Here is a 23,286-nt window from a genome sequence, read left to right as displayed (position 1 = left end):
GAACTCCAACAAGGGTTAAAGTTAAAACTTAATATCTGAATAAATCAGACGTGTTGCTTAATAGTCGCACCCGGTTTAACAAAATTCTCGGGTTTCGCCTCTTTGGCTTTTTGTTCAAAATAAGGTGCTTGGAAAGTACACATTCTAATCGCAGAACGGTAGGCACCGTTAACAAAAAACTCATCTATTAAATCACCTTCTTTTTTAAAGCCAAGCTTTTCATAAATATGAATCGCTTTAGCATTCTCTTTATCGACGATTAAATAGAGTTTGTATAAATTAAGTACAGAAAATGCATAATCCATCGCAAGTTTCGCCGCGCGTGCAGCATATCCATGGCCTTGATGCGCAGGAGCAATGATAATTTGGAATTCAGCACGACGGTGAACATAATCAATTTCAACCAACTCGACAAGTCCAACTTTAGTGCCGTCACTTTCAGCAATAAAACGGCGTTCACTTTGGTCGTGAATATGTTTTTCATAAAGGTCGCTTAACTCGATAAAAGCCTCATAAGGCTCTTCAAACCAATAGCGCATAACGCTGGCGTTATTATCAAGTTGATGGACAAAAGAGAGATCTTCTCGTTCGAGAGGACGTAATTTTATAGGTGGAACTTTCTTACCACCGGACATAAGCACCTCGGTGAATGCATTGAATAAAAAGAGAAAAGGGTGACACAAAAAAAGTCACGTGGGCTACAGTGTAGCACAATGTGACTTTTTATCTTAAACGAAATAGTCAACCAAGGTTGTCGAAAAGCGCAATATCATCGAGAACGGCTTGATTATTCTGCATTTTTAATCGCTCGTCAGCTAACCAACCGATCGCTAGTGGATAAATACGATACTCTTCTGCTTGTATTCTTGTTTGTAATGATTGTTCAGTATCATCTGGTAAAACAGGAATGCGAGCTTGAATAATCATGGGACCACCATCAAGTTCTTCTGTAACAAAATGGACGGTAACGCCATGAAAAGAGTCTTTATTCGCTAAAACTTGGCGATGAGTGTGTAATCCGGGATATTTAGGAAGTAAAGAAGGATGAATATTTAATAATTTATGCTGATAATGAGTCACAAAATCAGGCGATAAAATACGCATAAAACCGGCTAAAACCACAATGTCGGGCTGATAAGCATCGATTTTTTCAATTAATGCTTTATCGTAATCAGTTCTGTCATTATATAGAGTTGGATCAACAAAATATGCTGGAATATCAGCAAGTTTTGCCCGTTCAAGACCATACGCATTAGCTTTATTACTTAAGACAGCAACCACATTACCCGTGATTTTATTTGCCCTACAGGCGTCAATAATCGCCTGTAGGTTGCTGCCGTTTCCTGAGATGAGGACGACAATATTTTTCATACACATGTTTTCATTAGTTAATAATAACTTGTGCTTCACCCGCAGCTTGTGGCGCAATTTCACCAATTAACCATGCGTTTTCACCACACTCAGCAAGATGTGCTAATGTTTTTTCAACGTCATTTGGGTTAACGGCAATTAACAATCCAACACCACAGTTAAAGGTACGATACATTTCATGTGTGCTGACTTGTCCCGCATCTTGTAACCATTTAAAAACCAGTGGCCATTCCCAGCTTTTACTATCAATACGCGCTTGCGTATTTTCAGGTAATACACGAGGAATATTTTCCCAGAATCCGCCACCTGTAATATGTGCCACAGCATGGATATCCACATTTTCAATTAATGAAAGTAGTGACTTTACATAAATACGAGTAGGGGCTAATAGGTGATCAGCTAATGATTTATTACCTAAGGATGTGCTTTCAGCTTGTGTATTGCTGACTTCAAGAATTTTTCTGACTAATGAATAACCATTAGAATGAGGACCACTTGATGCTAAAGCGATTAGAGCATCGCCAGTTTTAACTTTGCTACCATCGATAATTTCTGATTTTTCAACCACGCCGACACAAAAGCCTGCGATATCATAATCATTACCGTGATACATTCCTGGCATTTCAGCAGTTTCACCACCGACTAATGCACAACCAGATTGCTTACAACCTTCTGCAATACCTGTTACTACGCGTGCTGCGGTATCGACATCTAATTTTCCTGTGGCATAGTAGTCAAGGAAGAAAAGGGGTTCTGCACCTTGAACAATTAAATCGTTGACACACATTGCGACTAAATCAATCCCGATGTCATCATGGCGATTTAAATCCATCGCAAGGCGAAGTTTAGTTCCTACGCCATCTGTGCCTGAAACTAAAATAGGTTCACGGTATTTAGATGGAATTGCACAAAGTGCGCCAAAGCCACCTAAACCCCCCATAACTTCAGGACGGCGGGTTTCTTTTACTACACCTTTGATACGATCGACTAAAGCATTACCTGCATCAATATCGACACCGGCATCTTTATAGCTGAGAGAGGATTTGTTAGTCACGTAGAGCCCTCACGGCAAGTTGCTGTTAAGAAAAAATGTGTGCGAGCGCTATTCTAACAGGCAAAGCAAACGTTTGCGAGGATCTTCTTTGTAGGTCACAATTATTCATGTTGGTGTGGTTAAAAGCTGTGCGCTTGATCAATATCAATAGAAAAACGATGGAATATTGGCAAAAAAGCGGTATAATCTCGCGATTTTTTTGTCAGGCTGCGTCGTACATTAGGAGAAATTATGAAGATCGTTGAGGTAAAACACCCACTCATTCAACATAAATTGGGGCTGATGCGAGATCATGATATAAGCACTAAACGCTTTCGTGAACTGGCTTCAGAAGTTTCCAGTCTACTGACGTATGAAGCTACCGCCGATTTAGAAACAGAGACGGTAACAATAGAAGGTTGGTGTGGTTCGGTAGAGATAGAACAGATTAAAGGAAAAAAAATCACAGTAGTTCCTATCCTCCGTGCAGGTATCGGGATGATGGACGGAGTATTAGAAAATATTCCTAGTGCCCGAATCAGTGTAGTTGGCGTTTACCGCGATGAAGAAACATTAAAACCTGTCCCTTACTTCCAGAAATTAGCATCCAATATTGAAGAGCGTATGGCTCTTGTTGTTGACCCTATGTTAGCAACAGGCGGCTCTATGATTGCCACAATTGATTTATTAAAAAATGCGGGTTGTACTTCAATTAAAGTATTAGTACTGGTTGCTGCTCCAGAAGGTATTAAGGCATTAGAAGAAGCTCATCCAGATGTGGAATTATATACTGCATCTATTGATAGCCATCTTAATGAGCACGGGTACATCGTTCCAGGTCTTGGCGATGCTGGTGATAAGATATTTGGTACAAAATAATAATTAAGCCGACTTTGATAGTCGGCTTTTTTTTGAACCTAAATATCTTGTTCTATAGTTAGAAATATACAAACCAATTTCACATTCATATCAAAGAGAGGTCGTAAGCATGACTCGTCGTGCAATCGGGGTAGAAGAGCGCCCACCATTATTACAAACAATTCCGTTGAGTCTTCAACATCTGTTTGCAATGTTTGGCGCCACCGTACTTGTGCCAATTTTATTTAAAGTTAATCCGGCAACAATATTGTTATTTAACGGGATCGGAACCCTGCTTTATCTCTTTATTTGTAAAGGACGCATTCCTGCTTATTTAGGTTCAAGTTTTGCGTTTATCTCACCTGTACTTTTATTGTTACCTTTAGGGTATGAATTAGCACTTGGGGGATTCATCGTCTGTGGAGTGTTATTTTGTATCGTTGCAGGTATTGTCAAAATAGCAGGGCGAGGCTGGATTAATGTGATGTTTCCGCCTGCGGCAATGGGCGCAATCGTTGCCGTCATCGGACTTGAATTAGCAGGAACCGCTGCGGGAATGGCAGGATTATTACCAAGTGCAGATGCACCAGTTGATAGTCAGACACTGCTTATTTCTATGGTGACTCTAGGTGTGACTATCTTAGGCTCTGTGATGTTTAGAGGATTCCTTGCTATTATTCCTATTCTTATTGGGGTATTAGCAGGTTATGCACTCTCTTTCTTCTTGGGCGTTGTTGATATTACACCAATTAAAGAAGCTAACTGGTTTGCACTACCGACATTCTATTCACCGCGTTTTGAATGGAGTGCTATCTTTATTATTCTGCCTGCCGCATTAGTTGTTATTGCTGAGCACGTTGGACACCTTGTTGTTACAGCAAATATTGTACAACGCGATTTAATGAAAAACCCAGGTTTACATCGTTCTATGTTCGCAAACGGTTTCTCTACCATTATCTCGGGTTTCTTTGGTTCAACACCTAATACCACTTATGGTGAAAACATTGGTGTTATGGCTATCACTAAGGTTTACAGCTCATGGGTTATTGGTGGTGCGGCAATTCTCGCTATCTTATTATCTTGTGTCGGTAAACTGGCTGCGGCTATTGCTGCTGTACCTGTTCCTGTTATGGGTGGGGTTTCATTACTGCTTTACGGTGTCATTGGTGCATCAGGTATTCGTGTCTTGTTAGATTCAAAAGTGGATTACAACAAACCGCAAAACTTGATATTAACTGCCATTATTCTGATTGTCGGTGTGAGTGGTGCTTCCATTCAAATTGGTGCTGCTGAATTAAAAGGCATGGCATTAGCAACCATCGTGGGTATTGTTTTAAGCTTGATCTTTAAATTAGTGAGTGTTGTTCGCCCTGAAACAGAATTAGTGGATAACACCATTGAATCGGTTAGTGGTACAGCAAACAAAAAGTAATCGATTAAGTAAATCTAAAGCAATATGCTGAAATTAATAAAAAAGGTGGATGATCTCCACCTTTTTTATTGTGTTTTATTTTTATGTCATATTAAAAACTAAGATTTTTGATGTTTTAAGTATTAAAAACTTAGAAAAGCATGATTAATTCAATCATGATGTTTATTTAAATAAAATAAATGAGACAATGGGTGTCTGTTCTTATGCGAAATAGACATTTTATCTGCTATTTAAGTGATATTCGTTTTAAGGTTGGGGTGTTTCAAAAAAGGTATAACGTAATTTATGGAAAAGCTGATTGAAATTTATGATTTCATTACATCAAAGCAGATTTTTACCACAATATTTTTAGTTATTGTGTTGCTGGTGGTGTGGTTTCTCGCCAAAATGATTTTCCGCCGAATAGCAAAGCGTTTACTTTTTTTATTTACAGAGCTTTCAGATGAAGAAACCATAGAAGATATCGCTAAAAAGAGCGCATCTATTGTTGCAGTTACACTTGTTCTCTATATTAATCAGCTACTACCGTCTTTTTCAGCTGAAATGAATATTATTTTTGAGACGGTTGCTCGCGCCTTTATTATCATCAATATCGCCTCATTGCTTAATAACGCTCTTGATATCTTCAATATTAGGCACGCTAAAAAAGCGTGGCATCGGAATAATTCCATCAAAGGCTATATTGAAATTGCCAAAATTGTGGTCTGGATTATCTCTTTTATCCTGATCATTGCGTTATTTACTGAGCAATCACCACTTATTATTATCTCAAGCTTTGGTGCCATTGCTGCGGTGTTAATGTTTGTTTTTCAGCATACACTTATCTCTTTTGTTGCCAATATTCTTATCTCTAACGGAAAAGTATTAAAGCTTTATGATTGGATTGAATTACCCAGTAGTAATATCAGCGGTGAGGTTATTGATATCGCATTACATACGATCACTGTACGTAATTGGGATAATACAATTTCCCGTATTCCAACCAAAGACTTTTTGACCGAAAAATATACTAACTGGCAACCGATGTTTTCATCGGGAGGGCGTCGGATTAAACGTAGTTTTTATATTGACCAATCTTCGATTTCATTTGCAACGCAAGAGTTAGTATTAGAATTAAAAAATACAGCGCCGCTTCGTAAAAGCATAGAAACGATGCTTGAAGGAAAAGAAGAAGATATTGGCGATATTAATGAGTGGTTAGAAACAAAAGGAGTGACTAACTTACAGTTATTTCGTAAGTACATGCTAAATTGGATAAAAATGCGTGGTGATGTTCGACCTGATATGTATTTAGTGATCAGAACAATGCCACCTACACCAATGGGACTACCTGTAGAGTTATATTGTTTTACTCGAGCAACCACTTGGGTTGAATATGAAGAAACTCAATCTGAAATTTTTGAGTATATAAATGCATCAGCCAAATATTTTAAGCTCGACATTTATCAGCAACCTTCCGGTAATGATGTTGCGAAATTAAAATTCAGATAATAAAGTGAAACTAATTAATACGGAATGTTTTCTAATTTGGCTCTAAATAACTTGAAGTACAGTTAGGTAATCCTTTAATGAGGTGATAGTAGTATATAAAATAGGCTTATCCCAGTGTTCTTGCTGTTATCTTAATCAGTGCAATGTGCTTTTTTAATATTGGTTCTGACCTTGTGAGAATTTGTGTTAGAATCACCACGTTTATTAAACTATTCAGGTGAGGTGCTTCTGAATACGCCGTCACAGCTATCATTACCACTATCTCTGCCCGATGATGAGACATTCGATAGCTTTTATGCAGGGGAAAACGCGTCGTTAGTCGCGGCAATTCGAACCGCCATTCATCAATCTCATGGCAGTTATATCTATTTCTGGTCCCGTGACGGAGGTGGAAAGAGCCATCTATTACATGCCGCTTGTGCTGAACTTTCCTTAAAAGGTGATGCTGTTGGGTATGTTCCCCTTGATAAACGCGCCTACTTTGTTCCCGATGTTCTTGAAGGTATGGAACATTTATCCTTAGTTTGTATTGATAATGTTCAGTGTATTGCCGGTGATGAAGAGTGGGAACTCGCCTTATTTAATCTTTATAACCGTGTTTTAGAGCATGGGCGAACCTGTTTATTAATTACAGGGGATAGACCACCTCGCCAAATAGAGTTACAACTTCCTGATTTAGCATCTCGCCTTGATTGGGGGCAAATCTACCGTTTGCAACCTTTAAGTGACGAAGAAAAAATTCAAGCGCTGCAATTAAGAGCAAAACTTCGTGGGTTTGAATTACCTGAAGATGTGGGTCGTTTTGTATTAAAACGTTTAGATAGAAAAATGCGCACCTTATTTGAAATGCTCGATGAACTTGATCACGCTTCTATTGTTGCTCAACGTAAACTGACCATCCCATTTGTGAAAGATATACTCAAACTTTAAATAGCCTCACTCATCTCGTTAGGTGAGGCGAATAATCTCAATCCTACCTCTCTTTTTCAAATTCAATACCCATTGAAGGTAACAAATTTTTGTTATTTATTAAGGGGGAATTTTCTATTTTTGTCTTTTCTAATAAAAACACAAGATAAAAAAACCGCTTGTCTTTATACAAGGCAAGCGGCGAGAGACACAAACAATAAAGGAGGAGGGTTAAATAATTAGTTTGCTTCTACTACTTTGGCTTTCTTCTGAGGAACCAGTAAGAAAATCAGATAAAGTGCAGTGATTGCAACCGTGTAGCCAGTGAAGATTAACCAGAATGATTTCCAATCAACCGCACCATTGGTAGTATATAAATCAATGACCCAGCCACTTAACATTGCACCTAAATAAGTACCAAAACCGTTCACTAAGGTCATAAACATACCTTGTGCTGTTGAACGATATTGTAAAGGGATCTCTTTTTCTAAGAACAGTGAACCAGAGATATTAAAGAAGTCGAATGCACAACCATACACAATCATTGATAACAATAAGACGATTTGACCTAATGATGTGTAGTCACCGTAAGCAAAGAAGCCAAAACGTAAGATCCAAGCAACCATACTGAATAAAACGATAGTTTCAATTCTTACGCGTTTTAATAACAGAGGCAGAAACAGAATAAATACGACTTCTGAAATCTGTGAAATAGATAAGAACACAGAAGGATAACGTGCAAAGAATGAATCATCTGCATTTGGAGATTGTGCAATATCTTGTAGGAATGGCACACCAAAGGTATTGGTAATTTGCAGTACAGATCCTAACAGTGTTGCGAAGAATAAGAAAACAACGACATTTTTCTTTTTAAATACTTGCAAGATATTAGTGATACTAAATGCCACTTCTTCGGCTTTAGTTTCATTTTTGTCAGCTGCTTTAGTTGCAGGTAAGAACATTGCAAATACAGCTAAAACAATAGAAGCGATCGCTGCAACAAAGAGCTGATGATAGCTATTACCTAAACCTAAGAAGCTAATAACCCACATGGCTGCAATAAAACCAACAGTGCCGTAAACACGAATTTTAGGGAAATAGTTATTAGGCTCTAAATGTTTTTGTTCTAACAGTTCGAAAATGATGCTGTTTGCCATTGAGATACTTGGCATAAAGAACAATAAATGTAATAGAGTTGCAAAAAATAGCGTGGTTACTGTCGTCATTTGCGACATTAACACTAATGCTAATGCAGAAAAAATATGCAGGGTAATAAACACTAATTTGCGGTTGTTTATTTTATCTGCAATAAATCCCATGATGACGGGTGCGATAAGTGAGGCAAGTCCAAGAGCACTGAAAATAAGCCCAACATCACTACCTTTAAAATGCAGTTCTCCAAAGAGATACGAGGCAAATGTTACAAGCCAAGATCCCCATATAAAGAACTGGAGGAATGAGACAAGTTTTAATCTAAGTACGATATTCATCTGTTTTCCTATTAGCCTAGCAATCACCCGACACCAATAATGGCGATTGGTTAGTTTTAATTGCCCATAATGTTGGCTATAACGTTGTTTATTTCATATACATCTACAACTTCGTTTCACACTGATTAATTGTTATCAAGTTAAAAAAACAACAATAAAAGAAGAGATAGAGTAAATAACAAATTGAAAGTTTATTGCTGTGTTGCAGTATTGTTTTAAATACGTATTTTTTGTTAATTTCTTTCTTGGATGATAATGAAAAAATATTTTGGCGAGAATTTATTGTTTATCAATTCTGCTATCATATTTTCTGATATCCATGATATGTAGGAATGCATTTGTGTAAAGAGACTTGAGTCACAATATAAATGAAACGCATGATTATTTTTTTCTTATAATTGTGAGTTTATACGGTGCTGTGTGATCTAGATAGAAGTTTTCAAAAATGGCGATTTCTTACTCATAAAAAATATGAGGTTGAGATGAAAAATTTTGAAAGCATAAAGCGATTGGTTTTTTTCTATTGTGGAAATAAGAAACACTTTGCTAATTGTAATGTTTACAATTTAATAACATTTAATAATTTATTTATTAATTGAGAAAAGAGAGTAAACGGTTGCGGGATTAATAGTGAAGTAAATAGAGAGAAGCCCATATATGTAAGAACATAAATATGGGCTTTAAATTTTGAAGATTAAATAAACAGTTCTTTTACTTGCTCTGGTGGACGGCCTAAACGGGCTTTATTACCTACAACCACAATAGGGCGTTCAATAAGTTTAGGGTTTTCATGCATTGCTTGAATTAATGCATCTTGTGATGTTTCATCAGCCAGTTTTAGCGTTTTATAAATTTCTTCTTTTGTGCGCATTAACTCTCTTGCATCATTAAAACCTAATGCTTTGAGCAGTGTTTTAAGCTCCGTTACTGAAGGTGCTGTATCTAGATAGTGAATAACATTAGGCGTTATTTGCATTTCTTCGAGTAAATGTAATGTTTCACGGCTTTTTGAACAGCGTGGATTATGATAAATCGTCACTTTTTTAGTCATTGTTGTCCCTTATTTAAATTGGCTGTCTCTTTGCTGAATTTTTCTTAATTGGTCTATGCGAGCATCAAAGCGAGCCTGATCATTGCTACCCAGCTTAACTTGTCTGCTTGCATCACCTAAGTAACGGATCGCTGTTTCAAAGTCACCTCTGAGTGCTAAATCTTCCGCATAAGCAGCTAATTCATGGGCTCTATCACCTTGTTTGGCTGAATTTTCTGCCATTAATTGCCAGCCAATAGGATCGCTTGGGTTATCAAAGGTATAACGATAAAGTAGGCGATTAGCTTCGTTATATTGCTTATTATGCATATATGAGTTCGCTAAGTTGGCAATAAGGACATTGTTATTGGGCCTTTGCTTTAATGCGAGTTGTAATCTTGCAACCGCATCACCTGCACGGTTTTGTTCTAAATCGATATCTGTCATGGCATCAATAAGCCAAATATTGTTAGGTTCTTTTTCTAACATCGGAGTGAGCAATTTTCTTGCGTCATCAAATTTGCGATCACGAGAATAGATCAGTATTAGCGCATAATTTGCGGCTGACTTTTCAAGAGCAGTACCTTGCTTAAACTGATCAAGTATCGTTTGTAATGCATTCTCTGATGTTGGGTTTTTCGTCAGCATGGTTAATACACGCATTTTAGCAAACAGAAAATCAGCTGACTGTGGAACCTGCCGAGCAGGAAATTGACTGGCTCGGCTTCTTGCATCGGATAAACGGCTATCAGGTAAGGGGTGCGTTAATAACATTTCAGGCGGTTTAGAGCTATATCGTACTTGGTCAGCAAGAATTTGCATAAAGTCAGGCATTCCTTTGGGATCAAATCCTGCTCGATAGAGTGTCTGTATTCCGATACGGTCTGCTTCTTGCTCGTTCATTTGTGTAAATGTGATCATATTTTGCTGCATACCCGCCATACTTCCCGTAAAGGTTGCAAGACCTGCATTTGGGTTTGCCATAAATATCAAAATAGAACCTAATACACCTGCAAGAGCAAGAGGTGTTGTTTTTGCCTGATCTTCAAGCATTCTCGCTAGATGTCGTTGAGTAACGTGTGTGATTTCGTGAGCCATAACAGAAGCTAATTCGCTTTCTGTTTGGCTATATCGAAAGAGGGCAGAATGCAAAACAATGTTTCCCCCAAAATAAGCAAAGGCGTTAATATTGGGGTTGTTAACTAAGTAGAAGTGAAAAGGGGTTTTGACTGAGCTGGCGTTAGAAACCAGTTTTTGTCCCAAATTATTAATATAGTTAGAGAGTAATGGGTCAAAAACTAATGGTGCACTATTTCGAAGTTGGCGAGTATAGTAATCACCCATAGCAATTTCTTGATTGATGCTTAATGTTGAACCTGCGGTCGTTCCCATATCAGGTAAAGAGTCTTCAATATCAATCGCAGCATGCGCTGGCACTACTGATGTTGATAGCAACGCAGAAACAAGAAGCGCGACTAAGGGTTTTTTAAGTCTGAGTTTCATACAACTGTATCCTGATGGCTATCTTAACGAATAATTAATAATTAATGATGTATGATAGCAAAACCTAACGTAAAATCTGTCAAAAGATTATTGCTTATGTAAATGAATACATATAGCTCTATTGTTCTGATTATTATAAAGGATCTTTATTTTCATGCTGGACTTGCTTGTTCAATGGTACAAACGCCGATTTGCTGATCCACAAGTTATCGCCCTTGTGGTCATTTTGATTGCCGGCTTTTCAATTCTGTATTTTTTCAGTGGCATACTTGCTCCTTTATTGGTGGCAATTGTGCTTGCTTATCTTTTAGAGTGGCCAACTCATTTACTTGAGAAATTAGGATGTGCCCGTATATGGGCAGTATCGATAATTCTGACACTCTTTATCGGTATTAGTGCCATTGTTATTTTGATTTTAGCGCCAACGGTGTGGCAACAAGGGATGACACTGATTTCAGATATCCCAAATATGATCAATAAGTTCAATGCATTTGCACATGAATTACCCGATCGCTTCCCTGCATTAATGGATGCCGGCATCGTTGATATGATGGCAGAAAATTTACGCAGCAAGTTCTCAACGGTGGCTGAATCTGTATTAAAAGTATCTTTAGCTTCGTTAATCGGAATTATTACACTGTCGATTTATCTTATTCTTGTTCCTTTGATGACGTTCTTCTTACTTAAAGATAAGCAACAGATGCTTAATGCGGTTCGTCGTGTTTTGCCGAAAAACAGAATATTGGCAGCACAAGTTTGGATTGAAGTTAACCAGCAAATTACCAATTATATTCGCGGTAAAGTCACTGAAATGATAATTGTGGGTATTTTTACTTATTTTGTATTTGCTTTCTTTGACTTACGCTACTCTGTATTACTTGCTGTTATCGTCGGTGTTTCTGTTTTAGTTCCTTACGTTGGTGCTGTTTTAGCAACGATCCCAGTTATTGTGATTGCATTATCTCAGTGGGGATTAGGCTCTGATTTCTGGGCGTTATTTATCGCTTATCTTGTTGTTCAAGGATTAGATAGCAATTTATTAGTACCAATTCTGTATTCTGAAGCCGTAAATATGCACCCTTTAGTCATTATATTATCAGTGATTATATTCGGTGGAATGTGGGGATTTTGGGGCGTTTTCTTTGCTATTCCATTAGCAACGCTGATAAAAGCAGTATTGCATGCATTACCTGATGAAATTGCGAATGAGCAAAATATAAAGAAAAGCTAAGTACCTCATTGAATATATTAATAAAAAACAGATAAAAAAACAGACAGTGTAAGCTGTCTGTTATCTTATCAATTCGAAGTATTAATTATGGATGTTGAGCGAGATATTCGAGAACGACTTGATGGTGGTTACTGGTTTTAAAGTTATCAAATACGTGTTCGATAACACCATTTTTATCAATTAAGAATGTTGTACGATGAATACCATCGTAAGTTTTTCCCATAAATTGCTTTTCTCCCCAGATACCAAATTCTTCTGCGATCTTATGATCTTCATCTGAAAGCAACGTGAAATTTAACATCTCTTTTTCAGCGAAACGGGAAAGTTTTTCTGATTTATCTGTACTGATACCTAATACTTCAACTTTGGCTTTTTTTAGTGCATCCATTTCATCACGTAAGCCACAAGCTTGGGTTGTGCAACCAGGTGTCATTGCTTTAGGGTAAAAATAAACGAGCACACGTTGGCCAGCGAAATCAGATAAATTAATCGTTTCTCCATCTTGGTCGGGCAGACTGAATTGAGGCGCCTTTTCACCGGCTTTTAATGGGTTCATTAGGTCATTCTCCATTTTTTACTGTTTCATCATCAGACTATTTACGATACTTATTGTGCCTTGAGCGTTCAGCTCTGTACATAATTGATTAAATTTCTCATTAATAACAATACCATGATCATCTAATGGATTATGCGCCGTAATCTGTATTTCTAAACGGGCAGGTGAGCCATCTTCTGATGGATGTGTTTTAGATATTAATTCAGCAAGATTAAAATTATGTTGGCTAAATAGATTAGTAAAGCGTTCTACAATACCGGGCGCATCTTCAATATCAACTTTCGCTGCAATTGTTGAAGGATAGGTAATCGGTGCACCATTGGTAGTTCTTTTCATTACGGTCAATAAATCCAGTTCCGCACTTTTAATGGGCAACAACGCTTCTAACTGTGCAATAGCGTTCCAGCCACCTGAAAGTAGCATGATAAACGTAAACTCTTGACCAAACATCGCAAGTCGGCTGTCCTCGATATTACATCCGCATTGGCTGACTAATTGTGTAATGGTATCAACAATACCAGGACGGTCAGCACCTAATGCAGTAATGACGAGAAAATGTTTATCAGGTATGGGCAAAATAAGGTTCCTTTTGACTTTCAGTTTATTCTTAACAGGTAAACACAAATTTCGATTTCTGCCAAGATCCCTTGCTCACTATCTTCAATTATTATATCTCTTTAATTCATATCAAAGAATATTAGCAAATTTCATTAGAAACCTAGAGTTAAGTAGTTTTCAATAGAGCAATGAATGAGTACCATTGAGTATACGTCTATCTCGGAGCAATGATTATGGTGAATAACGAATTTAATTTTACAGGCAGTATGGTGGCATTGGTGACACCAATGGACGCAAAAGGCAACGTTGACCGGGTTAGTTTACGTAAATTAGTTGACTATCATGTTAATGCAGGCAGTGCTGCAATTGTTTCTGTCGGTACAACAGGAGAATCTGCAACATTAGGTCATGACGAGCATGTTGATGTCGTTTTAATGACATTAGATATGGCTGATGGGCGTATTCCTGTAATTGCGGGTACGGGCGCTAATGCAACATCTGAAGCAGTCTGGTTTACACAACAGTTTGAAAATAAAGGTATTGCAGGTTGTTTAAGTGTAACACCATATTATAATAAACCTTCACAAGAAGGGTTATATCAGCACTTTAAAGCGATTTCTGAAAGCACCGAGTTACCACAAATCTTGTATAATGTACCGGGTCGTACTGGATGCGATTTATTGCCTGTAACTGTTGCACGTTTAGCCAAGTTGGATAATATTGTGGCAATTAAAGAGGCGACAGGGAACTTAAGTCGTGTTAGTCAAATCCAAGAGTTGGTTAATGATGATAGTTTTATCTTATTAAGTGGTGATGACGCATCATCATTAGACTTTATGCAACTTGGCGGTCAGGGTGTTATTTCGGTTACTGCTAACGTTGCTGCGTCAGAGATGGTAGAATTATGTCGATTAGCAAATGCGGGTGAGTTTGCGAAAGCGCGTGAACTTAACCGACGTCTGATGGACTTACATCATCAGTTATTTGTTGAACCTAATCCAATCCCAGCTAAATGGGCGTGTCAACGTATTGGATTGATTGAAGACGCCACATTGCGCTTACCTATGACTCCGTTGACATCATCAGGTCAGCAAATTGTTGAGAAAGCGCTGTTAACAGCGGGAATACTGTAAAACTTAGGGAATTTTAATGGCAACACTATTGCATAAATCAAAGATTATGAAAGTCGCGGGTCTGTCGCTGGTGGTCTTACTGGCAGCCTGTTCAAGTGATCAGCGCTATAAACGTCAGGTCAGTGGTGATGAGTCTTATTTAGAGACAGCAGGGCTAAAGAATTTAGCGATTCCGGCGGGTATGGTGTTGCCTTTGCAAAATGGGGAATATGACATTCCAACCCCTAAAAGAACTGAACCTGTTGGTTTAGCGCTTGATATTCGTCCACCAACTCAAGCATTGAATCTATTAAGTGGTTCTCGTAGTGAAAATAATGCAGACAACAGCCGTTTGCTATTACCAAACTCACCTGAAAACACAACACTATATGAACAAGTTAGTTCTATCTTAAAAGAGAAAGGTATTGCGATTGTTAAAAGTGATGCTGGACAAAAAGAGCTCCATACTGATTGGATCACATGGTTACGTGCTGATGAAAACGTACCTTTCCAAACACGTCAGCGTTTAGTAATTGCTCAGTCAGGTAATGTTATTTCGTTAACAGTGACTAACGAAGGTTTACGCCAAGGCGAAACTGAAATGACTGATCCGGCTGAAGTGAAGCGTTATAATATTTTAATGCTTAACGAATTGGTTGATGGCTTAAACCGTATGCGTAATTTAAGCGAAAATACGGCAAGCAGCAACATACAAGGTATTATCGATGTCCAAAGCGGCAGTGATAATGCTGGCCTTCCAGTGATCATCGTTCGTGCACCATTTGATGTGGTTTGGGATAGATTACCTATTGCATTAGAAAGTGTTGGTATGAAGATGGGCGATCGCACACGTTCTAAAGGTTCAATTGAAGTAACCTATAAAGGAATGAGTAGTGCAAACTGGAGTGCGTTAGGTGTTGATAGACCAACTGTTGAAGAAGCGGATTATAAATTACAAGTCGGCGATTTAAATAACCGCAGTAGTTTACAATTTATCAGTGATAAGGGTAAACCATTAACACAATCACAAAATGATCAAATGGTTGCTGCACTGAAAGCTGCTTTCAGTAAGCCTGTAAAATAAGTATTCTTCTTTAAAAATATGAGAAGCCGCACAATATATGTTGTGCGGCTTTTTTATGATCTTAACTTAATTGTATTAATCTAAATTAAACATCATTAATTGAATGCTCTTTTAATGATAGGGTTTAATTTAAATTTATTAATAATATTAATCTTAATGCAATACGCTTAATTTTATGCAATATTGCGTCAATTCTTATTCTTAAATAAAAATAACAAAGCATTCTCTGACTATATGAAGGAGTATTTATGAGTGCAGGTGATATGATTATTCACTTGATATTAAGTGGGATACTTATTGTAGGTGTTTATCAATTTTATTTTTTTACTCAACGATATACATTGAGAGAAGTGAAAATTATTAATTCACCGATTGATGAAAAGATCCCTTTCTGGCCATGGTGGTCATGGATCTATAGCTTTTTATATTATCCTGCAATTTTATATCTTAATTGGATCATTCAAGACTCAAGACAATTTATTATGATTGTTTTTAGTTATATTGTTTTGTTAGTTATGCAAATGTTTTTCTTTGTTGTGTTCCCTGTTGCAACCCCAGCACATTGGCGTACCTTAAACCCAGGAAAAACAGCGTCAGAGAAATTTCTTAAGTTTGTTCAGTATTTTGATGATTCCTCAAACTGCTTCCCAAGTATGCACGTTTCCGTTGCAACACTCACAGCGTGTCTTGCTTATGCAACTTTAGGACCATGGGTTTTCTTATTCCCATTATTTATTGCATTATCTTGCATGTTTACAAAACAACATTACTTAATTGATTTACCTGCCGGCGCTTTATTAGGTTGGTTTGCTTATGAGATCTACTGTTTTATTATTTAATTAAGCATTATGTTATTACGAGATAACATGAATTTTTTTAATATAAAAATAGATAAGAGATAAATCATTAAAACTTGTTGATGCTAATATTGATAACCAGATTAATTTTCAATAAAAAGAAATTAATCTGGTTTTTTTATTATTGATTACTCAAAATAGATGTAATCTGAAACAGATCTAAGATTTATTAAGAATATCATCTGAAAATAGAAATAATAAGGTGATATAATCTATAATTATTCTTATTCTGACTTTTTATATTTTATATATCCTAATTTTACTAAACCACTCTTTATATTGATTATGATAACTTTAGTTATTAGCGCAGTTATTCAATAGAATTAATTGAAATATGATTTCTAATTATGGTGTGGTTTTCAACAAAAAAACGTTGTGAGCAATGCGTTGTCGCTGAGATTTTTTAGTGATAGTACTCACGTTTTAAAAGCTTTTTTATCTAATCTAGAGTAGAGTATGGGAAGCAAATTTCTTGTTAAACCTATCACATCTTTGGAGTGTGTCAGATGCAGAAAAAAGCTGAGTTGTATCGTGGAAAAGCCAAAACGGTCTACGCCACTGAATCTTCTGATTTTCTTATCCTTGAATTCAGAAATGATACATCAGCGTTAGATGGCCAACGTATTGAACAGTTTGATCGTAAAGGAATGGTAAATAACAAATTTAACCATTTCATTATGAATAAACTGGAAGAAGCGGGTATCCCAACGCAGATGGAACGTTTGCTTTCTGATAATGAAGTGCTAGTAAAAAAACTCGATATGGTACCTGTTGAATGCGTTATCCGTAATCGTGCAGCGGGATCATTAGTCAAACGTTTAGGTATCGAAGAAGGTACACTTTTAAATCCACCAATCTTTGATTTATTCTTGAAAGATGATGCTCGTCATGATCCTATGGTCAATGAATCTTACTGTGAAACCTTTGGTTGGGTATCTAAAGAAAACCTCGCAGAAATGAAACGTTTGAGTTATAAAGCAAACGATGTCCTTAGCGAACTCTTTGATAAAGCAGGACTTATTTTAGTCGATTTTAAACTTGAGTTTGGTCTATTTCATGGCAAGGTTGTATTAGGAGATGAATTCTCTCCTGATGGAAGCCGTCTATGGGATAAAAACACCTTAGATAAAATGGATAAAGACCGTTTCCGTCAAAGCTTAGGCGGATTAATTGAAGCATACGAAGAAGTTGCACGTCGAATCGGTGTTTCTTTAGACTAAATACGCAAACGATTACGTCAAGTTAAACAAGATGTAATTAGAAAAGGTCAGCTTAAAAGCTGACCTTTTGTTTTAAATATCACGTTTTAAATGGAATGTATTAAAGAACATAATTAAGCAACTATGCAGATAGCTTGATTGAATTATGTTTAATAATAAGAAAATTTATCGTAATCCTAAGCTTTCTAATAATTGTTTAATCTCATTATTAAGCGCAAGGCTATCAATATATTGATTAATCAGAGGTGTAGGCTGGATAAGTGCATATTTGCACAAAAATATAAGGAAATAACCCACATAAATATCAGCGGCAGTCAGATTTTTACCACAAAGATAAGGTTTGGCGCTGGCTAAGCCCGTTTCTAAGCAATGAAAAGCGCGTTCAAAAGAACCAAAACCAGATGATTTTTGCTGTTCTTCATTAAGTTCAATACCAAGCTCTTTCACCGTAAATGCAGATTCAATAGGGCCTGCTGTAAAAAAGAACCAACGATAATAAGCAGCACGCTCAGGTGAATTAAGGGCAGGAGCAAATCCTTTTTCAATAAACTTATCTGCTAAATAAGCGCAAATTGCCGCTGTCTCTGTAACGACGATTTCGCCATCGACTAATGCAGGAACTTTTGCCATCGGATTAATAGCAAGATATTCAGGGGTACGCATTGGTTCGCCATATTCTAATTCAACACGCTGATAAGACACATCTAATATTTTTAAGAAAAGTTCAACGGTGTTACCGCGAGACATTGTATTAGTATAAAGAATAAGTTCACTCATAATGTTTCCTTACTGTGTTGATTAATATGATGTTGTTTAAACTGAAACAGCTAAGCTAATATAGCTAAACAAAGAACAGCAAACAGCAAGGAAGATATTACGCAAACCGTGTGTCAATTTTTGTCAGGAGCCTCTTTGAGGATCTCTTTTTTCCATCGAGAGAGTAAATAATTTTTAGGGTAAGGCAAATTATCACTTAATACTTCATAAGAGATAATTCTATCGAGCCTAAAATGGCGATAGCTTTGACGTAGTTCACACCATGCAGCAATCACTTGTGAATCTTGAAAGTAACCCACAGCAATAGGCCAAATAATTCGAGTGCTTAATTGCTTTTGAGCATCTTTATAATCTATTTTGGCTTTTTTTTCTTCGCGTAAACTAAAACGCATATCTTTAGCTATGGTATGATCAATTTCAATAATTCGGTTAGTGGGAACAAATAATGTATTTTGTTCAAGTAATGTTTGATGCTGTGTTGTGATCACAGTATTGATTTTATTAATTGCCCGTAACGCCGAGTGACTTAACTCTTTATCTGTATTACTTTCTACCCAACGTAAACCTAAAATAAGTGCTTCAAGTTCATTAATATCAAAGGTTAATGGCGGTAGGAGTAAACCTGATTTTAGCTGATAACCTATACCTGCTTCACCCGTAATTTCAGCGCCTTGATTACGTAAAGACTCAATATCACGATAAATAGATCTAACACTAATTTGTAATTTATCTGCTAATACCTCTGCCGTTATCGGATAGCGATTTTCTTTTAAAATCTGCAATAAAGTGAGTAAACGTTGAGTTCGAGTCATTAAATTATCTATTTATTAGTGAAGAAAAAATACAAAGGCAAGAAATAAGAATTCTATTATGAAATCGTTAAAAAAACAGTTTTAATTCCTTATGATGCTTATTTTTTCGTTGTGGCAACGGGTACTAGCTTACTCTGATAGTCTCTATTATCTTGCTCTTAAAAAATAGGGAATAGAGATTGCAATTATTTGTTATTATCTCAAATCAAGTGATAAATTTGTTCATAATAAAGCTAAAATCGTCTATTTAAAATGTGGGGATAAGTTATGCGTTGGAATGATCGCCGAAGAAGTGACAATGTTGAAGATAGAAGAGGGCAATCTTCTCCCGCATCAGGCGGTGGCAATCTCCCATTAGGATTAATTGCACTTTTGTTACGCACTAAATATGGGTTTGTGGTTATTATTGTTTTAGTGATAGCCAGTTTTATGGGATTTGACTTTAACTCATTAACGGGTGAAACCGACCAACCGCCACAACGCAACGAACAACAAAGTGCCCTTTATAATGAAGCCGCAGATTTTAGTAGCGTCGTTTTAGCCAGTACAGAAGATTTTTGGCAAACTATTTTTGCACAAGCAGGCAAACAATATAGCTATCCTAAACTTGTTTTATATACCAACAGCACCACAACGCAATGCGGTACAGGTACAAAAATAATGGGGCCTTTTTATTGTCCCGCGGATAGAAAGATTTATCTCGATCTCTCTTTTTATAATGAAATGAAACATAGCCTAGGTGGTGGCGGTGAATTTGCTCAAGGTTATGTGATTTCACATGAAGTAGGGCACCATGTTCAGCATTTATTAGGTATCACTGATCAAATGCGTGAAAAACAACAAATGGCGCGTTCAAAAGCAGAGGCAAATCGTTTATCTGTAAAATTAGAGTTGCAAGCAGACTGTTTTGCTGGAATGTGGGGACATTTTATTGCAGGTGAAGGTCGTATTGATGAAAGTGATTTATTAACTGCGATCAAAACGGCGCAAGCGATAGGTGATGACAAGTTACAGAAACAACAGCAAGGTTATGTAGTGCCCGATAGTTTTACACACGGCACAGCAGAACAACGCAAGACTTGGTTTATGAGAGGCTATAACAGTGGCAGTATTAAATCTTGCGATACATTTGCTTCTTCGTCTTTGAACTAATACCATTTGTCGATAAATAAAAGATAATTAACTCTATAAAGAGAAAGGCTTAGGAACAAACATGAGTAACGTTGATCCCTCACTATTAATTTTGCTGGTTCTCGCAGGACTTGGCATTATTAGTCATAATATGACTGTAACGTTAGCAATGCTTGCTTTGCTAGTGATTAAAATCACACCTCTAAATCAATATTTTCCTGTTGTTGAAAAATATGGCATGACTATCGGGATCTTAATTTTGACCATTGGGGTAATGACACCCATAGCAACAGGACGTATTTCAGGGCAAGAAGTTCTTAACTCATTTTTAAACTGGAAATCATTACTAGCAATTGCGATAGGAATCGCGGTTTCTTGGTTAGGCGCACGGGGCGTTTCTCTAATGAATAACCAGCCTTCAACGGTTGCTGGCTTATTAGTGGGAACAGTCATTGGTGTCGCACTTTTCCGAGGTGTGCCTGTTGGACCATTAATTGCAGCTGGTATTCTTTCATTGTTAATCGGTAAATCCTAGCTGTGCCATTGTCTCATTTACATCAATATCAGCAAAAATTAGCTCAATTAGGGCAACGCCAGTTACTGCTATTAGCGGGTGAACCAGCATGGCAAACGGCACAGATCCAGCAAATTACTCAATTATGCCAAGGTGATTGGGTCACTATTTCTTTCAATCAACCCCATGCTATTTTACCTGAACAAGCTATTCGCCTATTGGGGCGTGAGTTCCTACATGCGGTTTTTGATGCTAATGAAGGATTTAATACTGATGCTTTAGCCATGTTAACGGGCACATTAAAAGCAGGTAGTGTATTGATTTTGTGCTTGCCTGATATTGAACGTTGGGACAGTTATACCGATAACGATAGTCAGCGATGGAATGATGCTCAAGGTGTACTTTCAACACCAAATTTTATGGCATGGCTAAAAAACATCACTTTAGGTGATGACAAAGCAATTGTCTGGCAACAATCAACGCCATTTCAATTACCCAAATTGATTGAAAAGGCTAAACCTTGGGCACTTCCACAAGGTAAACCAACCGCAGAACAGCAAGTAATTTTAGATAATTTGCTATTATCGACATCGGGTATTTGGAGTGTTATTGCACCAAGAGGCAGAGGAAAGTCAGCGCTGGCGGGAATGTTTATCGAACAATATCAAGGAAATGTGCTGGTATGTGCACCTGCTAAAAATAGTACAGATGTTTTATCTTCACACACCAATAAAGCTATTTCATTTTACTCTCCTGATAATTTATTAGCGCTGTGTATAAATAACGAAATTCAAAGTGATTGGCTAATTATTGATGAGGCTGCTTCTTTGCCTATTGCACAACTAGAAGTGCTGTGTGGTTATTTCCCTAATGTCTTAATGACAACCACAGTACAAGGCTATGAAGGAACAGGGCGAGGTTTTATGCTGAAATTAGGAGACAACATTCCTAATTTGCATACCTATCAATTACAAACACCAATTCGTTGGGCTAAAGATTGTCCATTAGAAAATTGGCTTAATCAGTTGTTATTGCTTGATGAGCTTGAGTCTGATTTTGAGCGTCAAAAACAAGGTGAAGTCGATATCCACCAGCTTCAAGGAAATTGGCATAACAATATTTCACAACTACATGATTTTTATCAGTTACTTACTAGTGCGCATTATCGAACAACGCCACTTGATCTACGGCGTTTACTTGATGGTCAAAAACAGCGTTATTGGTCAGCATCAATCAATAAAAAAATCGTGGGTGCTGTGTGGTGTATCGAAGAAGGAGGATTACCTTTCGAACTTGCTTATGATGTCTGGCTAGGTACTCGTAGGCCAAGAGGTAATTTGGTTGCTCAATCATTAGTAACTTATGGTTTAACACCCGATGCAATGTGTTTGAACTCATTGCGTATTAGCCGCATTGCTGTTTTACCTCAATATCGACGCCAAAAAATTGCCGCAACTTTAATTGCTAATATTGTAAAAGAGAGTCAAAAACAGGCTATTGATTATCTTTCGGTGAGCTTTGGTTATACCGAAGTGTTAGCACAGTTTTGGATGCAATGTGGCTTTCAAATAGTGCGCTTAGGAGTACATAAAGAGGCAAGTAGTGGATGCTACGCTGCAATGGCAATTTATCCACTAACAGAAAAAGGCGAACAGTTATTACGCTCGTCTTTACGCGCTTTTGCTTTGCAATATCCGCAGATAGAACAGCAAACCAAGCTCTGCTTAGCGGATAATTTAATACCAAATCATGTTGCTACATCACAAGACCGTTGGTTAGTGATGGCGGGTTTTGCATTTGCTCATCGTCCCGCACTTACTGTTTATGAGAGTGTTGCTAATTTTTTAGTAGGTTATGAGCAACACTATCCGTTATTAGTGGCTTTTTTTGTAGACAATAAGTCACTCGAGCAGTGTGTGGCTGAGTTTTCTTTATCAGGAAAAAAAGTCTTAACTAAGCAATTAAGAGAGCAATGTGCGCAATTAATGGCTGAAAAAGATCCTCAATTAACATCGCGTTATCAACAGTGGCTAGCTACTTATTCTCATCCTTCTTGTTTTGATTTTGTTTAGGCCAATCATCTTCATCATCCCATTTATCATTAAAATCACGATGTGGAGGCAACTTTCGCTTATTTTTAAGAAATTGCTTGGGATCGATTTTGTTCATATCTTTAATAGCGTTAATGATAATTCCTACTAAAAGAATTAAAATTACCCACCAATAGTCAGCAATCCAGTGCATAAATAAGCCTTATATTTTAAAATTGTTGTTGAGAATGAGGATCTTTTTTATTTACTCTATAAAATAACGCAAT

23 protein-coding genes are annotated in these 23,286 nt (G+C 37.2%); 12 read left to right on the top strand and 11 right to left on the bottom strand.

What is annotated here, in order from left to right; genetic code table 11:
• Positions 1-44: 44 nt before the first annotated feature.
• The 3 genes from speG to purM all read right to left on the bottom strand — a co-directional run bounded on the left by speG (position 45) and on the right by purM (position 2,425).
• Positions 45-635, bottom strand: a complete 591-nt coding sequence (gene speG, locus F1325_RS11085; RefSeq protein WP_088495291.1) for a spermidine N1-acetyltransferase — start codon at positions 633-635, stop codon at positions 45-47.
• 106 nt (positions 636-741) lie between these two features.
• Positions 742-1,371: a phosphoribosylglycinamide formyltransferase gene (gene purN, locus F1325_RS11080; protein ID WP_160230440.1), complete on the bottom strand. Its 630-nt coding sequence runs from the start codon at positions 1,369-1,371 to the stop codon at positions 742-744.
• A gap of 13 nt (positions 1,372-1,384) precedes the next feature.
• Positions 1,385-2,425 (bottom strand): phosphoribosylformylglycinamidine cyclo-ligase, encoded by a 1,041-nt coding sequence (purM, locus tag F1325_RS11075; protein WP_160230439.1) that lies wholly within the window; start codon positions 2,423-2,425, stop codon positions 1,385-1,387.
• A 231-nt stretch (positions 2,426-2,656) separates the two neighbouring features.
• Between purM and upp the strand changes: the two genes are divergently transcribed.
• From upp to hda, 4 genes are all read left to right on the top strand, one after another.
• Entirely contained in the window at positions 2,657-3,283 is a 627-nt protein-coding gene (gene upp / locus F1325_RS11070) for a uracil phosphoribosyltransferase (protein ID WP_023581896.1), read from the top strand.
• Positions 3,284-3,392: 109 nt separating this feature from the next.
• Positions 3,393-4,694, top strand: a complete 1,302-nt coding sequence (uraA, locus tag F1325_RS11065) for a uracil permease (RefSeq protein ID WP_109373660.1) — start codon at positions 3,393-3,395, stop codon at positions 4,692-4,694.
• A gap of 285 nt (positions 4,695-4,979) precedes the next feature.
• Complete coding sequence (locus F1325_RS11060) at positions 4,980-6,185, top strand: mechanosensitive ion channel family protein (RefSeq protein WP_109373659.1); 1,206 nt, start codon at positions 4,980-4,982, stop codon at positions 6,183-6,185.
• A gap of 222 nt (positions 6,186-6,407) precedes the next feature.
• The gene (gene hda, locus F1325_RS11055) at positions 6,408-7,115 is read left to right on the top strand and encodes a DnaA inactivator Hda (protein ID WP_006533048.1); all 708 of its coding nucleotides are present in this window, start codon (positions 6,408-6,410) and stop codon (positions 7,113-7,115) included.
• A gap of 218 nt (positions 7,116-7,333) precedes the next feature.
• Here the strand turns inward: hda and F1325_RS11050 are convergent, their stop codons facing one another.
• The 3 genes from F1325_RS11050 to F1325_RS11040 all read right to left on the bottom strand — a co-directional run bounded on the left by F1325_RS11050 (position 7,334) and on the right by F1325_RS11040 (position 11,117).
• Positions 7,334-8,584, bottom strand: coding sequence for an MFS transporter (locus F1325_RS11050; protein ID WP_109373658.1), 1,251 nt, complete (start codon positions 8,582-8,584; stop codon positions 7,334-7,336).
• 694 nt (positions 8,585-9,278) lie between these two features.
• Positions 9,279-9,635, bottom strand: coding sequence for an arsenate reductase (glutaredoxin) (gene arsC, locus F1325_RS11045; RefSeq protein ID WP_109373657.1), 357 nt, complete (start codon positions 9,633-9,635; stop codon positions 9,279-9,281).
• 9 nt (positions 9,636-9,644) lie between these two features.
• On the bottom strand, positions 9,645-11,117 hold the full coding sequence (locus tag F1325_RS11040) for a tetratricopeptide repeat protein (RefSeq protein WP_109373656.1): 1,473 nt from the start codon (positions 11,115-11,117) through the stop codon (positions 9,645-9,647).
• A gap of 154 nt (positions 11,118-11,271) precedes the next feature.
• Here F1325_RS11040 and F1325_RS11035 point away from each other — a divergent pair, with 154 nt between their 5' ends.
• Complete coding sequence (locus tag F1325_RS11035; protein WP_109373655.1) at positions 11,272-12,348, top strand: AI-2E family transporter; 1,077 nt, start codon at positions 11,272-11,274, stop codon at positions 12,346-12,348.
• Positions 12,349-12,433: 85 nt separating this feature from the next.
• On the opposite strand, the gene bcp is transcribed toward F1325_RS11035, so the two are convergent.
• Together bcp and F1325_RS11025 are read right to left on the bottom strand one after the other, a co-directional pair.
• The gene (bcp, locus tag F1325_RS11030) at positions 12,434-12,904 is read right to left on the bottom strand and encodes a thioredoxin-dependent thiol peroxidase (RefSeq protein WP_088495299.1); all 471 of its coding nucleotides are present in this window, start codon (positions 12,902-12,904) and stop codon (positions 12,434-12,436) included.
• Positions 12,905-12,922: 18 nt separating this feature from the next.
• Positions 12,923-13,480, bottom strand: coding sequence for a glycine cleavage system transcriptional repressor (locus tag F1325_RS11025; RefSeq protein WP_088495300.1), 558 nt, complete (start codon positions 13,478-13,480; stop codon positions 12,923-12,925).
• A 215-nt stretch (positions 13,481-13,695) separates the two neighbouring features.
• On the opposite strand from F1325_RS11025, the gene dapA reads away from it, so the two are divergent.
• The 4 genes from dapA to purC all read left to right on the top strand — a co-directional run bounded on the left by dapA (position 13,696) and on the right by purC (position 17,735).
• The gene (gene dapA / locus F1325_RS11020; protein ID WP_109373654.1) at positions 13,696-14,595 is read left to right on the top strand and encodes a 4-hydroxy-tetrahydrodipicolinate synthase; all 900 of its coding nucleotides are present in this window, start codon (positions 13,696-13,698) and stop codon (positions 14,593-14,595) included.
• 16 nt (positions 14,596-14,611) lie between these two features.
• The gene (bamC, locus tag F1325_RS11015) at positions 14,612-15,658 is read left to right on the top strand and encodes an outer membrane protein assembly factor BamC (protein WP_109373653.1); all 1,047 of its coding nucleotides are present in this window, start codon (positions 14,612-14,614) and stop codon (positions 15,656-15,658) included.
• A gap of 248 nt (positions 15,659-15,906) precedes the next feature.
• Positions 15,907-16,497, top strand: a complete 591-nt coding sequence (locus F1325_RS11010) for a phosphatase PAP2 family protein (RefSeq protein WP_023581905.1) — start codon at positions 15,907-15,909, stop codon at positions 16,495-16,497.
• A gap of 524 nt (positions 16,498-17,021) precedes the next feature.
• Positions 17,022-17,735, top strand: a complete 714-nt coding sequence (purC, locus tag F1325_RS11005; protein ID WP_088495303.1) for a phosphoribosylaminoimidazolesuccinocarboxamide synthase — start codon at positions 17,022-17,024, stop codon at positions 17,733-17,735.
• Between the two features lie 165 nt (positions 17,736-17,900).
• On the opposite strand, the gene F1325_RS11000 is transcribed toward purC, so the two are convergent.
• Together F1325_RS11000 and F1325_RS10995 are read right to left on the bottom strand one after the other, a co-directional pair.
• On the bottom strand, positions 17,901-18,512 hold the full coding sequence (locus F1325_RS11000; RefSeq protein WP_109373652.1) for a glutathione S-transferase family protein: 612 nt from the start codon (positions 18,510-18,512) through the stop codon (positions 17,901-17,903).
• A 113-nt stretch (positions 18,513-18,625) separates the two neighbouring features.
• On the bottom strand, positions 18,626-19,324 hold the full coding sequence (locus tag F1325_RS10995) for a helix-turn-helix transcriptional regulator (RefSeq protein ID WP_109373651.1): 699 nt from the start codon (positions 19,322-19,324) through the stop codon (positions 18,626-18,628).
• Positions 19,325-19,591: 267 nt separating this feature from the next.
• On the opposite strand from F1325_RS10995, the gene ypfJ reads away from it, so the two are divergent.
• The 3 genes from ypfJ to F1325_RS10980 all read left to right on the top strand — a co-directional run bounded on the left by ypfJ (position 19,592) and on the right by F1325_RS10980 (position 23,041).
• Positions 19,592-20,476 carry a KPN_02809 family neutral zinc metallopeptidase gene (gene ypfJ / locus F1325_RS10990; RefSeq protein WP_109373650.1) on the top strand — a complete coding sequence of 295 codons (885 nt, stop codon included), beginning with the start codon at positions 19,592-19,594 and terminating at the stop codon, positions 20,474-20,476.
• 61 nt (positions 20,477-20,537) lie between these two features.
• Positions 20,538-20,990: a DUF441 domain-containing protein gene (locus F1325_RS10985; protein WP_006533030.1), complete on the top strand. Its 453-nt coding sequence runs from the start codon at positions 20,538-20,540 to the stop codon at positions 20,988-20,990.
• 2 nt (positions 20,991-20,992) lie between these two features.
• The gene (locus F1325_RS10980) at positions 20,993-23,041 is read left to right on the top strand and encodes a tRNA(Met) cytidine acetyltransferase TmcA (protein WP_109373649.1); all 2,049 of its coding nucleotides are present in this window, start codon (positions 20,993-20,995) and stop codon (positions 23,039-23,041) included.
• Here F1325_RS10980 and F1325_RS10975 read toward each other — a convergent pair.
• Positions 23,004-23,213 (bottom strand): YpfN family protein, encoded by a 210-nt coding sequence (locus F1325_RS10975; RefSeq protein ID WP_109373648.1) that lies wholly within the window; start codon positions 23,211-23,213, stop codon positions 23,004-23,006. The genes F1325_RS10980 and F1325_RS10975 overlap by 38 nt on opposite strands.
• Between the last annotated feature and the right edge of the window lie 73 nt (positions 23,214-23,286).

The organism is Proteus columbae (assembly GCF_009914335.1).
Lineage (GTDB): Bacteria > Pseudomonadota > Gammaproteobacteria > Enterobacterales > Enterobacteriaceae > Proteus.
Note: the sequence above shows the minus strand (reverse complement) of the source record. Positions and strands in the feature narration are given on the sequence as shown.

Bases quoted from the DNA above. Each gene is read 5' to 3' on its own strand.
- F1325_RS11035 (WP_109373655.1), top strand. From the start codon at position 11,272: ATGCTGGACTTGCTTGTTCAATGGTACAAACGCCGATTTGCTGATCCA.
- arsC (WP_109373657.1), bottom strand. From the start codon at position 9,635: ATGACTAAAAAAGTGACGATTTATCATAATCCACGCTGTTCAAAAAGC.
- F1325_RS11050 (WP_109373658.1), bottom strand. From the start codon at position 8,584: ATGAATATCGTACTTAGATTAAAACTTGTCTCATTCCTCCAGTTCTTT.
- F1325_RS11000 (WP_109373652.1), bottom strand. From the start codon at position 18,512: ATGAGTGAACTTATTCTTTATACTAATACAATGTCTCGCGGTAACACC.
- F1325_RS11040 (WP_109373656.1), bottom strand. From the start codon at position 11,117: ATGAAACTCAGACTTAAAAAACCCTTAGTCGCGCTTCTTGTTTCTGCG.
- upp (WP_023581896.1), top strand. From the start codon at position 2,657: ATGAAGATCGTTGAGGTAAAACACCCACTCATTCAACATAAATTGGGG.
- dapA (WP_109373654.1), top strand. From the start codon at position 13,696: ATGGTGAATAACGAATTTAATTTTACAGGCAGTATGGTGGCATTGGTG.
- bamC (WP_109373653.1), top strand. From the start codon at position 14,612: ATGGCAACACTATTGCATAAATCAAAGATTATGAAAGTCGCGGGTCTG.
- purC (WP_088495303.1), top strand. From the start codon at position 17,022: ATGCAGAAAAAAGCTGAGTTGTATCGTGGAAAAGCCAAAACGGTCTAC.
- purN (WP_160230440.1), bottom strand. From the start codon at position 1,371: ATGAAAAATATTGTCGTCCTCATCTCAGGAAACGGCAGCAACCTACAG.
- F1325_RS11010 (WP_023581905.1), top strand. From the start codon at position 15,907: ATGAGTGCAGGTGATATGATTATTCACTTGATATTAAGTGGGATACTT.
- speG (WP_088495291.1), bottom strand. From the start codon at position 635: ATGTCCGGTGGTAAGAAAGTTCCACCTATAAAATTACGTCCTCTCGAA.
- uraA (WP_109373660.1), top strand. From the start codon at position 3,393: ATGACTCGTCGTGCAATCGGGGTAGAAGAGCGCCCACCATTATTACAA.
- F1325_RS10995 (WP_109373651.1), bottom strand. From the start codon at position 19,324: ATGACTCGAACTCAACGTTTACTCACTTTATTGCAGATTTTAAAAGAA.
- F1325_RS11060 (WP_109373659.1), top strand. From the start codon at position 4,980: ATGGAAAAGCTGATTGAAATTTATGATTTCATTACATCAAAGCAGATT.
- ypfJ (WP_109373650.1), top strand. From the start codon at position 19,592: ATGCGTTGGAATGATCGCCGAAGAAGTGACAATGTTGAAGATAGAAGA.
- F1325_RS10985 (WP_006533030.1), top strand. From the start codon at position 20,538: ATGAGTAACGTTGATCCCTCACTATTAATTTTGCTGGTTCTCGCAGGA.
- bcp (WP_088495299.1), bottom strand. From the start codon at position 12,904: ATGAACCCATTAAAAGCCGGTGAAAAGGCGCCTCAATTCAGTCTGCCC.
- F1325_RS10975 (WP_109373648.1), bottom strand. From the start codon at position 23,213: ATGCACTGGATTGCTGACTATTGGTGGGTAATTTTAATTCTTTTAGTA.